Annotated in this window: 12 protein-coding genes; 5 read left to right on the forward strand and 7 right to left on the reverse strand. The window is 65.2% G+C overall.

The annotated features are described in order from the left end of the window. Nucleotides 1-33 precede the first annotated feature (33 nt). The 6 genes from L0U82_RS14765 to L0U82_RS14790 all read right to left on the reverse strand — a co-directional run bounded on the left by L0U82_RS14765 (nt 34) and on the right by L0U82_RS14790 (nt 6367). Nucleotides 34-1143 carry an ABC transporter ATP-binding protein gene (locus L0U82_RS14765; protein WP_233831915.1) on the reverse strand — a complete coding sequence of 370 codons (1110 nt, stop codon included), beginning with the start codon at nt 1141-1143 and terminating at the stop codon, nt 34-36. 76 nt (nt 1144-1219) lie between these two features. Next, nucleotides 1220-1921, reverse strand: a complete 702-nt coding sequence (locus tag L0U82_RS14770; protein WP_233831916.1) for an HAD family hydrolase — start codon at nt 1919-1921, stop codon at nt 1220-1222. 17 nt (nt 1922-1938) lie between these two features. Continuing rightward, nucleotides 1939-2814: a carbohydrate ABC transporter permease gene (locus tag L0U82_RS14775; protein ID WP_233831917.1), complete on the reverse strand. Its 876-nt coding sequence runs from the start codon at nt 2812-2814 to the stop codon at nt 1939-1941. Beyond that, complete coding sequence (locus L0U82_RS14780) at nt 2811-3746, reverse strand: carbohydrate ABC transporter permease (protein WP_233831918.1); 936 nt, start codon at nt 3744-3746, stop codon at nt 2811-2813. Before L0U82_RS14780 ends, L0U82_RS14775 begins: the two co-directional genes overlap by 4 nt. A 403-nt stretch (nt 3747-4149) precedes the next feature. Next, nucleotides 4150-5472 (reverse strand): ABC transporter substrate-binding protein, encoded by a 1323-nt coding sequence (locus tag L0U82_RS14785; protein ID WP_233831919.1) that lies wholly within the window; start codon nt 5470-5472, stop codon nt 4150-4152. 112 nt (nt 5473-5584) lie between these two features. Beyond that, nucleotides 5585-6367, reverse strand: coding sequence for an L-iditol 2-dehydrogenase (locus L0U82_RS14790; protein WP_233831920.1), 783 nt, complete (start codon nt 6365-6367; stop codon nt 5585-5587). 302 nt (nt 6368-6669) lie between these two features. On the opposite strand from L0U82_RS14790, the gene L0U82_RS14795 reads away from it, so the two are divergent. The 4 genes from L0U82_RS14795 (at nt 6670) to L0U82_RS14810 (ending at nt 10032) form a co-directional block, all read left to right on the forward strand. Continuing rightward, nucleotides 6670-7188 (forward strand): Fur family transcriptional regulator, encoded by a 519-nt coding sequence (locus tag L0U82_RS14795; protein WP_233831921.1) that lies wholly within the window; start codon nt 6670-6672, stop codon nt 7186-7188. Between the two features lie 87 nt (nt 7189-7275). Continuing rightward, nucleotides 7276-8289 carry a metal ABC transporter solute-binding protein gene (locus L0U82_RS14800; RefSeq protein ID WP_233831922.1) on the forward strand — a complete coding sequence of 338 codons (1014 nt, stop codon included), beginning with the start codon at nt 7276-7278 and terminating at the stop codon, nt 8287-8289. After that, nucleotides 8286-9257 (forward strand): ABC transporter ATP-binding protein, encoded by a 972-nt coding sequence (locus L0U82_RS14805; protein WP_233831924.1) that lies wholly within the window; start codon nt 8286-8288, stop codon nt 9255-9257. The genes L0U82_RS14800 and L0U82_RS14805 overlap by 4 nt, the downstream gene beginning before the upstream one ends. Further along, nucleotides 9250-10032, forward strand: coding sequence for a metal ABC transporter permease (locus tag L0U82_RS14810; protein ID WP_233831925.1), 783 nt, complete (start codon nt 9250-9252; stop codon nt 10030-10032). Before L0U82_RS14805 ends, L0U82_RS14810 begins: the two co-directional genes overlap by 8 nt. Before the next feature lie 136 nt (nt 10033-10168). On the opposite strand, the gene L0U82_RS14815 is transcribed toward L0U82_RS14810, so the two are convergent. After that, nucleotides 10169-11692 (reverse strand): xylulokinase, encoded by a 1524-nt coding sequence (locus L0U82_RS14815; RefSeq protein WP_233831926.1) that lies wholly within the window; start codon nt 11690-11692, stop codon nt 10169-10171. Between the two features lie 436 nt (nt 11693-12128). On the opposite strand from L0U82_RS14815, the gene L0U82_RS14820 reads away from it, so the two are divergent. Further along, nucleotides 12129-13538, forward strand: a complete 1410-nt coding sequence (locus L0U82_RS14820) for a nucleobase:cation symporter-2 family protein (RefSeq protein WP_233831927.1) — start codon at nt 12129-12131, stop codon at nt 13536-13538. Nucleotides 13539-13738 lie beyond the last annotated feature (200 nt).

The raw sequence follows: 13738 nt of genomic DNA on the forward strand, positions 1-13738 counted from the left end.
GCGGCGCATGCGCCGCTTTCCTTTATCCGCTGCTCACGCCGCCAGCACCTCGACGATCTTCCGCTGAAACGCCTTCCCATCGCTGTCGAACAGATGGCAATGCTCGGGCGTCGCGCCGAGCTTCTGCACGTTGCCCTTCGCATGCCGTTCGAGCGGCGGGATCCGCGCAATCAGGCCATCGGGCGCGACGCTCGATTCCGCGTACAGATACGCGGCATCCCCAAGCGATTCGACCGTCATCGTGCGCGCATCGATACCGTCTTCGTTCGTGCTGACGTGCAGATGCTCGGGGCGAATGCCGACCGTCACCTTGTCGCCCTGCTTCGCGTTGCCGGGCTCGACGCCGACGCGCTGCGTCTCGCCGGTTTCATAGCGCACCGTGACGCCGTCGTGCGATACCGACTGCACGGTGCCTTCCATGAAGTTCATCTTCGGCGAGCCGATAAAGCCCGCGACGAAGCGGTTCGCGGGCGCGTGATACAGCATCGTCGGCGTGCCGACCTGCTCCAGATTGCCCGCCGACAACACGACGATCTTGTCGGCGAGCGTCATCGCCTCGACCTGGTCGTGCGTCACGTAGATCATCGTCGTCTTCAGTTCGTCGTGCAGACGCGCGAATTCGAGGCGCATCTTCACGCGCAGCGCGGCATCGAGATTCGACAGCGGTTCATCGAACAGGAACACCTTCGGCTTGCGCGTGATCGCGCGGCCGATCGCGACGCGCTGGCGCTGACCGCCTGACAGCTGCTTCGGCTTGCGATCGAGCAGATGGTCGATATGCAAAATCTTTGCCGCGTTGCGCACCGCCGCGTCGATCTCCGGCTTCTTCGCACCCGCGAGTTTCAGGCCGAACGCCATGTTGTCGTACAGCGTCATGTGCGGATACAGCGCGTACGACTGGAACACCATCGCGATGCCGCGCTTGGCCGGCGGCACGTCGTTCATGCGCACGCCGTCGATATTCAGATCGCCGGCGCTGATGTCCTCCAGACCCGCGATCATCCGCATCAGCGTCGATTTTCCGCAACCGCTCGGCCCGACGAACACGACGAACTCGCCATCCGCGATGTCGAGATTGATGTCGCGCATCACTTCGTTGTCGTCGTAGGCCTTTCTGATGTTGCGCAAGGTTAGGCTTGCCATGATGTGTCTCCGAGTGATGCTGTTCGATACTGCGTGCCGCGTGTTACCTGTTGTAGCTTGCCGCTTATGTTGCTGATCACGGCGCCGCCGCCGTCGCGCTCAATGTCCATTGCGCGACCAGATCCGGCAACTGCCCCATATCGTCGAATACGTAGCGAGCGCCGGCCGCGTGCAGGCGATCGATCTGCGCATCGCTCGCATGACCGCCGCCGATAAAACCGAGCACCGTCATGCCCGCGGCCGCCGCCGCGGTGACGCCGGTCACGCTGTCCTCGACCACGAGGCACGCGCCCGGCGCCAGACCCAAGCCACGTGCCGCCGCGAGATACACGTCCGGCGCGGGCTTCGGATTCGGCACCGCATCCGCGCAGAACAGACGCTCGCCGAAAAACCGCGCGAGACCCGTGCGCGCCAGCACGCTCTCCACATACGGGCGAAAGCTGTTGCTCGCGCACCCTTTGACGAGCGGCACCTGGGTCAGCGCCAGCTCGATGCCGTCGACTGCCGGTGCCTCGATCGCCGCCGCTTCGACCGCACGGCGAATCGCATCGATATCGCCGGCGCCGAGCTGCTTGCCGAGCTGCGTCGCAGTGTCCTGCAACACGCGCTCGATACGCAGGCCTAGCAGCGGCAGCACGACCGGCTCGACGTCGGTGCCGGGCCAGCGTGTCTCGAGTTCGTGCACCAGCATACGCGCGGCCACCGCTTCGCTGTCGATCAGCACGCCGTCGCAATCGCAGATCAGCGCGAGCCGGCTCGCGGGCGCTACCCCAGCCATCCCCGCCGCGCCTGGCGTCATTTGACCGCCCCGAACGTGAGGCCGCGCACCAGTTGCTTCTGCGACAGCCAGCCGACGATCAGGATCGGCGCGACCGCCAGCAGCGAAGCGGCCGACAGCTTGGCCCAGAACAATCCTTCAGGGCTCGAATACGACGCGATGAACACGGTCAGCGGCGCGGCGTTCGAGCTCGACAGGTTGATGCTCCAGAACGCCTCGTTCCACGACAGGATCACCAGCAGCAGCGCGGTCGACGCGAGCCCCGGCAGCGACATCGGCATCAGCAGATAGACGATCTCCTGCCACGTCGCAGCGCCGTCGATGCGCCCGGCCTCGAGAATGTCGCGCGGAATCTCGGCAAAGTACGTGAACGCCATCCACACCGCGATCGGCAGATTGATCAGCGTGTACACGATGACGAGACCCGACACCGTATCGAGCAGGCCGCTGTTCTTCCACAGCAGATAGATCGGCACCAGCACGCCGACCGACGGCATCATCTTGGTCGACAGCATCCACAGCAGCACTTTCTGCGTGCGGCGCGTCGGGAAGAACGCCATCGCGTACGCGGCCGGCACCGCCAGAAACAGGCACAGCAGCGTCACGCCGACCGAGATCAGCACCGAATTCCACGCGAACGCAAAGTAGTTGCTGCGCGCGAACACCTCGCGGAAGCTATCGAGCGTCGGCATGAAAAACAGCGACGACGAATAGGCCTGCTGCTCGGTCTTGAACGCGGTGATCGTCATCCAGAAGATCGGGAAGAACAGCAGCAGCGCGACGAGCCATGCGATCACGCCGGGAATCGCGCGCAGCACCGGCTCGAACGGCGATTTAGCCGGCACTGTGATGGGCTGCGTCGTCGACGCAGGGGTAGAGGCAACGTGGCTCATTTTTCGTACTCCCCTTTCAGGTTCTTCGCGAGCATCCGCACGAGGAAGAACGACACGATGTTGGCCAGCACGACCGCGAGAATGCCGCCCGCCGATGCGAGACCGACGTCGAACTGCTGCAGGCCCAGCGAGAAGATCAGGTACGACAGGTTGGTGGTCGCGTTGCCCGGACCGCCGCCCGTGGTCGTGTAGATCTCGGCGAAGATCGACAGCAGGAAAATCGTCTCCATCATCACGACGACCGCGATCGCGCGCCGCAGGTGCGGCAGCGTGATGTAGAAGAACATCGAGAACGGACCCGCGCCGTCGATCTTCGCGGCTTCCTTCTGCTCCTGATCGAGCGACTGGATCGCCGTGAACAGAATCAGGAACGCGAACGGCAGCCACTGCCACGCGACGATCATGATCACCGAGGTCAGCGGATAGTCGGCGAACCAGTCGATCGGCTGCAGACCCAGCCCGCGCATGCCATCCGCGATCAGGCCGTACACCGGGTGCAGGATCATGTTCTTCCAGATCAGCGCGCTGACGGTCGGCATCACGAAGAACGGCGCGATCGCCAGCAGCCGCGCGACGCCCTGCCCATAGAACTTGCGGTCGAACAGCACCGCCATCAGCACGCCGCCACCCACCGTGATCACCAGCACCGACACGATCAGCTCGATCGTATGAACGATCGACGGCCAGAACGATGGATCGGTGGCCAGATAGCGGTAGTTGTCGAGGCCGGCGAAGCCGTGCAGATCGGGATTCAGCAGGTTGTAACGCGTGAACGAAAACCAGATCGTCATCGCGAGCGGAATCACCATCCACAGCACCAGCACGCCGACCGACGGCATGACGAGCCAGCGGGCCGAATTGGCCCTGCGCTCTTCGCGTTCTTTTTCTGTCTGGGGATGGGTTTGCATCAGAGGTAGGCGCAAGGGACGCATGATGAACCACCTGTTCGGTAATGCGCGGAGCGTTCACCGGAAACGCGCGCGCTCGTGCACGAGGTGCGATGACCTGACACACGATGCGCGGCGCTCGTGAATGGCGAATGGCCCGCTCTGCCGCGTGAGCCGACCGGCGCGCATCGCTCGATGCGCATCGGCCGGCGCGTGCCGCATCGACGATGCGATGCGGCGGGGCTGCCGCGGGAAGTGTCGAGTGGTCGCCGTCGCTGCGCGTCGGGCTGGCTCACGCGTGACTTCCCGCGTTCGTTCGCGGCGCTGGTCTGCCGCGTTGCTCGTCGCCTGGTTTTCCGCCCGGCTTGCGCCTGGTTTCCGCCTGCCCGGCGGTGACTTCGCGGTTATGCCCAGGCAACGTCGCGCTTACTTCTCGGTTACTTCGCGGCTACTTCTGATAGCCGGCCTGCTTAACCGCGCGATCAGCCGCCGCGTTGCCGGCCGCGAGCGCCTGGTCGACCGTCATCTGCCCGGCGATCGCACCGGAGATGCTCTGCCCGACCACCGTGCCGAACGACTGGAACTCAGGGATGCCGACGAACTGCACGCCGGTATAAGGCACCGGCTTCAGCGTCGGATGATCCGGGTCGGCGGTCTGGATCGCCTTCAGCACGAAGTCGCCGAACGGCGCGGCCTGCTTGTACTCGGGGCGCGCGTAGGTGGATTGACGCGTGCCGGGAGGCACCGACGCCCAGCCTTCATCCTTCGCGACCAGCTCGATGTACTCCTTCGAGGTCGCCCAAGTGATGAACTTCTTCGCCGCATCGGCCTGCTTCGACGACTTCGGAATCGCCAGCGCCCACGCCCACAGCCAGTGCGAACCCTTCGGCGTGACTTCGGTCGGCGCCGCGGCAAAGCCGACCTTGTCGGCGATCTGCGACTGCTGCTTGTTGTACAGCATGCCGGCCGCGACGGTCGCGTCGATCCACATCGCGCACTTGCCCGACGACATCAGCGTCAGGTTTTCGTTGAAGCCGTTCGAACTGGCTCCTGGAGGGCCGTCCTTCTTCAGCAGATTGACGTAGAACGTCATCGCTTTCTTCCATTCCGGCGAGGTCAGTTGCGCATTCCATTTCTCGTCGAACCAGCGGCCGCCGAACGTGTTCGCGACCGTCGTCGCGTAGGCCATGTTCTCGCCCCAGCCCGCCTTGCCGCGCAGACAGATGCCGTACTGCTCCTTGGACTTGTCGGTGAGCTTGTCGGCGAATTGCGCGATCTGGTCGTAGGTCGGCTGGTCGGGCATCTTCAGGCCGGCCTTGTCGAACAGATCCTTGCGGTAGTAGGTCATCGAGCTTTCGACGTAGAACGGCAGCGCGTACAGCTGGCCGTTCGCGGACAGGCCGTCGCGGGCCGTCTTCACGACGTCGTTCAGATCGTAGTCGGCGGGCAGGTTCGTCAGCGGCGCAAGCCAGCCGCGCTTGCCCCATTGCGGCGTTTCATAGGCGCCGATCGTCATCACGTCGAACTGGCCGCTGCCGGTCGTGATGTCGGTGGTCGCACGCTGACGCAGCACGTTTTCCTCGAGAATCACCCAGTTCAGCTTGATATCCGGATTCGCCTTTTCGAAGGCGGGCGACAGCTTCTTCAGCTCGATCATGTCCGGATTGTTCAGCGTCGCGATCGTCACCGTCGCCGCCGATGCGCTTAGCGCGAAGCATGCCGCCGCGCCGGCACCGGCCGCCTTCAGCGCGAATTTGAAAGCTGGTTTCATCGTTGTCTCCTTTCTCGTGCGTTATGTCGTGCTGCGTTCGTTGTTCGGAATGACGCGCCATCGGGTAGCAGGCGAGGTGCCTGCTTTCAGCTTCGTTTTGCAGTTCGCTTTTTCAGCTCATCCAGTTGCCGCCGTCGACGTTCAGCGTCTGCGCGGTGATGTAGTCGGCGTCGGCCGACGCGAGAAACAGCGCCGCGCCGGTCAGGTCGTCGGGCAGGCCCATGCGGCCGAGCGGCACCGCCTCGCCGACGAGCCGCTTCTTCTCGCCGAGCGGCCGGTTCTCGTAGCGCGCGAACAGTGCGTCGACCTCGGCCCACATCGGCGTATCGACGACACCCGGCGCGATGCCGTTCACGTTGATCTTATGCGGCGCGAGCGCGAGCGCCGCGGACTGCGTGTAGCTCAGCACGGCGGCCTTGGTCGCGCAGTAGTGCGAGACCAGCGCCTCGCCGCGCCGGCCGGCCTGCGACGACATATTGATGATCTTGCCGCCGTGGCCCTGCTCGACCATCTGCCGCGCGACGGCCTGCATCAGGAAGAACATGCCCTTCACGTTGACCGCGAACAGGCGGTCGAACACGTCCCAGGATTCGTCGAGGAGCGGGCGCATGTCGAATAGCGCCGCGTTGTTGAACAGGATGTCGATGCGGCCGAAGCAGCCGAGCGTGCTCGTCACGATGCGCTCGATGTCCTCGCGGCGGCGAACGTCGGCGCTGACGGCGAGCACGCGCTCGCCATAGGTGGCATGCAGGGACTCGCCGATGCTGTCGACCGGCTTCACGTCGACCAGCACGCAGCGCGCACCTTCGTCGAGATAGCGCCGCGCCACCGCTTCACCGATACCGCTGGCCGCGCCCGTCAGAATGGCCACCTTGTCCTGCAATCGTGCCGCCACTGGCTGTCTCCGGTTCGTTTTGCATTTTCGCCGCGTAGTGAGCGAACGCCCATCACGCGATCAATTGCTCTGTTTGTGATCGAATGATCGGATACGGACTGGGCCGTGTCAAGGCGCGACGGCAGATTTCGATGGTGCAGCGCGGCAGGAGCAATCGTTACGCCTACAACACCGTGGCACTGACAAAAAATCGCGATACGTTATATCATTCGCGGCTCATGCTTCGAGCCGCGCGCCGCCTTTGCTTGCCCTGGCGCTGCGTTTGAGCGCTCGTCGCCCGCCCCGTCAGGAGATCGATGCCGATGACTACCTCGCTCGCGCAACAGCAAGCCGTGCGGCTCGCGCGCGCCGAAGCGCACGCGGCGTCGCACAAGCTCACGCTGACGCCGCTGCGTCGCCAGGTGTACGCGGCGATCGTCGCGAGCGAACGGCCGATCGGCGCATACGAGCTGCTCGACGCGCTAGAACCCGAGCGCGGCCGCATGCCGCCGACCACCGTCTACCGCGCGCTCGACTTCCTGGTCGCGCACGGCTTCGTGCATCGGATCGAATCGAAAAATGCGTTCTTCGCGTGCTGCGATGTCGGCGTGCCGCATCGCGGGCAGTTCCTGATGTGTGATCGCTGCGGCGCGACCGTCGAGATTCCCGGCGACGAACTCGCCGACCAGCTGTCGCATAGCGCGCCGGCGAATGGCTTCGAAGTGCATCGTCAGGTGATCGAACTGAGCGGGCTGTGCGCGCTGTGTGCCCGCGCGCTCAGGCCCGATGCCGCTGACGGCCCGCCACATACAGACGGCGCCGCCGGCGAGCCCGCGCGATGAAGCGCGCGACACCCCGCTGAGCGCCAGTCATACCCGTTACCGCCACCGCCGGTGGCTCATTCAACTCTCACGCAGCAGGAAACAACGATGAAAAGAATCGGCTCGATGTTGAACCGGGCGCGGCGCGCGCTGAAGCTGTCGAACGCTATGCCGGCCTGGGTGCTGGCGGGTGCCGCGCTCGCGTTCGGCCACGGCGCGTTTGCCGCCGACGCGAAGGCAGCAACTGCCGCCGATGCGAAAATCCCGGTCGTCGCCGCGGAGAATTTCTACGGCGACGTGGTACGGCAACTCGGCGGCGATCGCGTCAACGTGACGAGCATCCTCAGCAATCCGGACCAGGATCCGCATCTGTTCGAAGCCAGCCCGGCTACCGCGCGCGCACTGCAGCACGCGAGCCTCGTGCTGTACAACGGCGCGGACTACGATCCGTGGATGGCGAAGTTGCTGGCGGCATCGAAAGGCACGCAGCGCACGGTGATCGTCGCGGCCGATCTGACCGGCAAGAAGAGCGGCGACAATCCGCACCTGTGGTACGACCCGGCGACAATGCCGAAAGTCGCGCGCGCGATGAGCGATGCACTCATCGCGGCTGATCCGGCGCACAAGTCGGCGTACGATGCGAACCTCGCGAAGTTTCTCGATTCGCTGAAGCCGATCGACGCGAAGATCGCCGCGCTGCACGGCCGCTACGAGGGCGTGCCGGTCACGGCGACCGAACCGGTGTTCGGCTATATGTCTGACGCAATCGGTCTGCAAATGCGCAATCTGCGCTTCCAGCTCGCGACGATGAACGACACCGAAGCGAGCGCAGCCGATATCGCCGCGTTCGAACAGGATCTGCGCGAGCGGCGCGTGCGCGTGCTGATCTATAACAGCCAGGCAACCGAGGCACTGACGCGCCATATGTTGAAACTCGCGCAGCAATCGAAGGTACCGACGATGAGCGTCACCGAAACGTTGCCGGCCGGCAAGACCTATCAGACGTGGATGCTCACGCAGCTCGACGCACTGGACAAGGCGCTCGCCGCGGGCGACGCCAATGGCGCGGGCAGCATGAACGGCACAAGCGGCGCGAACAACGCCAAAGGAAAAACCCCATGACTTCGACTGGCCGCAACGCGCCAGCAACTGCGCCGGGAGGCGCATCCACCGCCGCATTCAGCGCCACGTCAAGCGACGCGCCCGTGCTCGAACTCGAGCGCGTGACGCTGGAACTCGGCGCGCGCACGATCCTGCGCGAGGCGAGCTTCGTCGTGAACCAGGGCGAGTTCATCGGCGTGCTCGGGCCAAATGGCGCGGGCAAGACCACGCTGATGCGCTCGGTGCTCGGTCTCGTTCCCGCCGCGGCCGGGGTGATCCGCGTACTCGGACAGGCGGTCGAGCGCGGCAATCCGTCGATCGGTTATATGCCGCAGACGCGCAGCGCGTTGGCCGGTCGCCGCGTGCGCGGCCGCGACTTCGTCGCGATGGCCGCCGATGGGCATCGCTGGGGCCTGCCGCACGCGGATGCGGCGACCCGCGCGGATGTCGACCGGGTGCTCGATCTGGTCGGTGCCAGCAAGCTCGCGTTGCGGCCGTTGTCGGAGCTGTCGGGCGGCGAGCGTCAGCGGCTGCTGCTCGCGCAGTGCCTGCTCGGCAACCCGAAACTGCTGCTGCTCGACGAACCGCTGATCAGCCTCGATCCGCATCATCAGAAGAGTGTCGTCGAACTGGTGCGGCGCGTGCAGCGCGAACTTGGCATCGCGGTGCTGTTCTCCGCGCATGAACTGAATCCGCTGCTCAATTCGCTCGATCGCGTGCTGTATCTCGGCAGCGGCGTCGCGGCGCTCGGTACCGTCGACGAGGTGATCACACGTCCGGTGCTGTCGCGCCTCTATGGTTCGCCGATCGACGTGATGCGCGTGAATGGCCGCATCTTCGTGATGTCGGGCGGCGTCGAGGTCGAGAAGCACGATCACGAGCACGAACACGACGACAACGGCGGCCATTCGCACAGTCACTCGCACGGCCACAGCCACGGCCACTCCCACCAGCACGGTTCACCCGACGGACACACGCACGATGTTTGAATACGATTTCATGGTGAACGCATTCGCGGCGTCGGGGATCGTCGCGGTGCTGGCCGGCGTGGTCGGCTACTTTCTGGTGATGCGCGGCCAGACCTTCGCCGGTCACGCGCTGTCGCACGTCGGCTTCACCGGCGCGACCGGCGCCGTGCTGATCGGCATTTCGCCGATCTGGGGGATGATCGGCTTCACGCTCGCGGCGGGCGTCGGCATGGGCGCGCTCGGCGAACGGCTGGCCGGCCGCGACGTCGCGATCGGCGTGATCCTTTCTTTGTCGCTGGGCTTCGGTCTGCTGTTTCTGCACTTCTTCACCGCGTACGCGACGCAGGTCACCGCGCTGCTGTTCGGCAACGTGCTCGGCGTGAATGCCTCGACGCTCGGCGTGCTGGCCGCATTGGGGGTCGTCAGTCTGGTCGCGCTCGCGGCGATCATGCGACCGCTGCTGTTCGCGTCGCTGCAGCCGGAACTCGCTGAAGCCAAAGGCGTGTCGCTGCGCCGCGTGTCGGTGCTGTTTCTCGCGATCACCGCGCTGGCGGTGGCGGCCTGCACGCAGATCGTCGGCGTGCTGCTGGTGTTCACGCTGATGGTCGGGCCGGCCGCCGCGGCGCAGAACCTGAGCACGCGGCTTTCCATTGGTCTGGTGCTGGCCGCGCTGTTTGCGCTGGCGCAAGCGTGGCTCGGCTTGACGCTCGCGTTCTATACCGACTGGCCGACCAGCTTCTGGATCACCGTGCTGTCGGCGCTCGTGTATGGAGGGAGTTTGTTGCGGCGGCATTGAGCACGATAGGTAGTTCGGCGTGCGCGCGCTCAGCGCATGAAAAACGGCGGCACGTCGATGATGTGCCGCCGTTTTCATTTGGAGCGTGCCGGCAGGGCTTGACGCGCGCAATAACGAGACCCCGCGATATGTGCTGCTAGCGCGCGTCGCGGCGTGGTGTGCGTGTGCCACCGAACCACGGCTCGACGCGGCCATACAGATCGATAAAGCGCGCATAGCGCTGCGCCAACGACGCATCGCCGCGCGGACCCGCGACGCGCGTGGCACCCGGCGCTAGCGCGGCAAGGTCGTCGGAGATCCGCCAATGACCGCACGCAACACCACCGAGTATCGCCGCGCCGCGCGGCGCCGCATTCGGACAATCGACCGCATGCAGTTCGACGTCGAGCGCATCGGCGAGCAACTGCCGCCAGCGAGCATCGACGGAACCGCCGCCCGCGAGCTTCAGCGCGCTCACCGGTGCACCGCTTGCGCGAATCGCGTCGAGCCCCGCGCGCAGCGAGAACGCGACGCCTTCGAACGCCGCGCGCATCATCGCGCCGCGCGTGTGTTCGAGCGACAGACCGAGCCAGCCGCCGCGCGCCTGGGGGTTCAGCCACGGGGTGCGCTCGCCGCTTAGGTACGGGAGGAAGGTCAGGCTCGAAGAGGCGTTGGGCGTCGCGTGAGCTGCATTGCCTGCGCTATCGGCGGCGAACGCGTTGGCGGCATTGTTGGCCACATCGTTGACCGCGTCGCCAAACGCTTCGCGATAAGCGTCCGCCCATTCATACGACAGCCATCCGCGCACCCGCTCCAACGCAATACCGACGTTTTGCATCGCCGCCATCCGGTACCAGTGATCGCTCGCCGCGCGATAGCGATGCAGCCCTCTCAGCGCCGCCGGCTCGTCGTTGGCGAGCACGACGATCTGTCCGCCGGTGCCGGTGGTCAGCAACGCGTCGCCATCGTGTGCGAGTCCGCTGCCGAGCGCCGCGCAAGGCGTATCGCCCGCACCGGTCGCGAGCACGATGCCGGCGCGCAAGCCGAGCGCTTGCGCGGCCTGCTGCGACAGCGTGCCGGAGGCCGCATACGACGCTGCCAATGGTACGAACCACTCACGCGGAATATCGAGCCGTTCGAGCAGCGCCGTGTTCCACACGCCAGCGGGACTGGCGAGCGCGGTCGCGCAGGCATCGGATGGATCCGTGACCCGCGCGCCGCCGAGCGCGACACGCAGCCAGTCCTTCGGCTGCAGCACCCAGCGCGTGCGCCGCGCGGTCTGCGGCTCATGCCGCACGATCCAGCGCAGCAGCGGCCCCGCCATGCCAGGCGCGACCGGATTCGGCTGCGGTTCGGGCCATGCATCGAGCAGGTCGAGCGCGCGCGAATCGGGCCATAGCATTGCGGGCCGCACGGCTTCGCCCGCCGCATCGGTCAACACGACGCCGTGCATTTGTCCGGACAGGCCGATCGCGCGCACGTCGTCGCGCAAATCGCGCGGCAGACCCGCCATGGCGTCGATGAGCGCGCGCCACCACGTGCGCACGTCGATCTCGGCCCAACCCGCGTGCGGCGTATCGAGCGCATAAGCCACGCTCGATACCGCCTGCTCGCGGCCCTGTTCGTCGACGATTGCCGCTTTCACGGAGCCGGTGCCGAGGTCGATGCCGAGAAAACTCATATGCGCTGGGACGTCGAAATGGAGATGAGGACCAGATGAGGAACGCAAGCCGGAAGCGGGGATAAAAACGAAGTTGCACCGGGTGGCCCGTCGAGCCGCGCCGAAGCCGATTCGCGGGTTAACCCCGCCGTGCCGCGAGCCGCGTCAAAACAGGACTATGCGTGAAGCGTGATACACGTCATTGATTCTCACACATATGCTCGCGCGCGACGCAGCCGCCACGTGCGCGCCGCCCGTCGCCGCCAATCGCCGCCCAGCAGCGCTTACCGTCGATCGATACGGGACCGGCCGCGCGCGTACCTTTAATCCAGCTTTCAAAATGCGCGTGCGTATATCGTCGCCGGGAATGCCGGAATAGGCGCCAGCGGTCTTGTTGTGGCTTTTCGTCCCCGATACCTTGGAGTCATCCCAAAACGAGATGGTGGAGAGAGACGATATGCAAGCGAACACGGTTCACCCGTGCGATGAACGCCTGCCCGCGGGCCAGTTGCTCACCCTCGGCATCCAGCACGTGCTGGTCATGTATGCCGGCGCGGTCGCGGTGCCGCTGATCATCGGCGCGGCGCTGAAGCTGCCGAAGGACCAGATTGCGTTCCTGATCAGCGCCGATCTGTTTTCATGCGGCATCGCCACGTTGATCCAGACGCTCGGACTGTGGATCTTCGGCATCCGGCTGCCCGTCATCATGGGCTGCACGTTCGCGGCGGTCGGGCCGATGGTCGCGATCGGCACCAACCCCTCGCTCGGCATCCTCGATATCTTCGGGTCGACGATCGCGGCCGGCGTGGTCGGCATTCTGCTCGCGCCGGCGGTCGGCAAGCTGCTGCGCTTTTTCCCGCCGGTCGTGATCGGCGTGGTGATTTCGGTGATCGGGCTTTCGCTGATGGAGGTCGGCATCAACTGGGCGGCCGGCGGTGTCGGTAATCCCGACTACGGCAATCCGGTTTATCTGGGTCTGTCGCTGCTGGTGCTGACACTGATCCTGCTGATCAACAAGTTCGCAAAAGGCTTTATCGCCAACATCTCGGTGCTGCTCGGTATCGTCTCCGGCTTCGTGATCGCGCTGATGCTCGGCCGCGTGAACCTGGACGGCGTCACGCACGCGCCGTGGGTCGGCATCGTGATGCCGTTCCACTTCGGCCTGCCGCACTTCGATCCGCTGTCGATCGCGACGATGGTCACGGTGATGTTCGTCACCTTCATCGAATCGACTGGTATGTTCCTCGCGGTCGGCGACATGGTCGATCGTCCGGTCGATCAGAAGACGCTGGTGCGCGGCCTGCGCGTCGACGGCCTCGGCACGTTGATCGGTGGCATCTTCAATTCGTTTCCGCACACGTCGTTTTCGCAGAACGTCGGGCTGATCGGCGTGACCGGCGTGAAAAGCCGCTTCGTCTGCGCGATGGGCGGCGTGATCCTCGTGCTGCTCGGCCTGTTCCCGAAGATGGCGCAGGTCGTCGCGTCGGTACCCGCGTTCGTGCTCGGCGGCGCCGGCATCGTGATGTTCGGGATGGTCGCGGCGAACGGCATCAAGGTGCTGTCGCGGGTGGACTTCGTGCGCAATCACCACAACCTGTTCATCGTCGCGGTGAGCATCGGCCTGGGGCTCGTGCCGGTCGTGTCGCCGCACTTCTTCGCGCAACTGCCGCCGGCGCTGTCGCCGCTGCTGCATAGCGGGATTCTGCTCGCGTCGGTGTCGGCGGTCGTGTTGAACCTGATTTTCAACGGCGTGAAAAGCGAGAAGAAGGCGAAGTCCGAGATTCGCCGGGCTGGCCATGATCTCGATGGACGTTCGGGCAGCGAGCCGCAGCATAACGAAATGTTGCGGGCTGCGGATCTGCATTGAGCGGTGATGGCTCTGTCAGCGGGCGTCGAGTGGTTCTGCGTTGGCAGGCTCGCTGAGGTTGAGGTTGCGGTTCATTTAAATTTGCGCGGCACGTGACGAACGCACCGAACGCAGCGCATTAAAAAAACGCCACGGCATGCCGTGGCGTTTTTGTTTGTATCAGCGCATTGCAGGTTGGCTGCGAGCACTTGCCCATACCG

This window comes from Paraburkholderia sp. ZP32-5, assembly GCF_021390495.1.
In the GTDB taxonomy this organism is placed as follows: domain Bacteria; phylum Pseudomonadota; class Gammaproteobacteria; order Burkholderiales; family Burkholderiaceae; genus Paraburkholderia.

Bases quoted from the DNA above. Each gene is read 5' to 3' on its own strand.
- L0U82_RS14800 (WP_233831922.1), top strand. From the start codon at position 7,276: ATGAAAAGAATCGGCTCGATGTTGAACCGGGCGCGGCGCGCGCTGAAG.
- L0U82_RS14820 (WP_233831927.1), top strand. From the start codon at position 12,129: ATGCAAGCGAACACGGTTCACCCGTGCGATGAACGCCTGCCCGCGGGC.
- L0U82_RS14795 (WP_233831921.1), top strand. From the start codon at position 6,670: ATGACTACCTCGCTCGCGCAACAGCAAGCCGTGCGGCTCGCGCGCGCC.
- L0U82_RS14805 (WP_233831924.1), top strand. From the start codon at position 8,286: ATGACTTCGACTGGCCGCAACGCGCCAGCAACTGCGCCGGGAGGCGCA.
- L0U82_RS14765 (WP_233831915.1), bottom strand. From the start codon at position 1,143: ATGGCAAGCCTAACCTTGCGCAACATCAGAAAGGCCTACGACGACAAC.
- L0U82_RS14785 (WP_233831919.1), bottom strand. From the start codon at position 5,472: ATGAAACCAGCTTTCAAATTCGCGCTGAAGGCGGCCGGTGCCGGCGCG.
- L0U82_RS14770 (WP_233831916.1), bottom strand. From the start codon at position 1,921: ATGGCTGGGGTAGCGCCCGCGAGCCGGCTCGCGCTGATCTGCGATTGC.
- L0U82_RS14775 (WP_233831917.1), bottom strand. From the start codon at position 2,814: ATGAGCCACGTTGCCTCTACCCCTGCGTCGACGACGCAGCCCATCACA.
- L0U82_RS14815 (WP_233831926.1), bottom strand. From the start codon at position 11,692: ATGAGTTTTCTCGGCATCGACCTCGGCACCGGCTCCGTGAAAGCGGCA.
- L0U82_RS14780 (WP_233831918.1), bottom strand. From the start codon at position 3,746: ATGCGTCCCTTGCGCCTACCTCTGATGCAAACCCATCCCCAGACAGAA.
- L0U82_RS14810 (WP_233831925.1), top strand. From the start codon at position 9,250: ATGTTTGAATACGATTTCATGGTGAACGCATTCGCGGCGTCGGGGATC.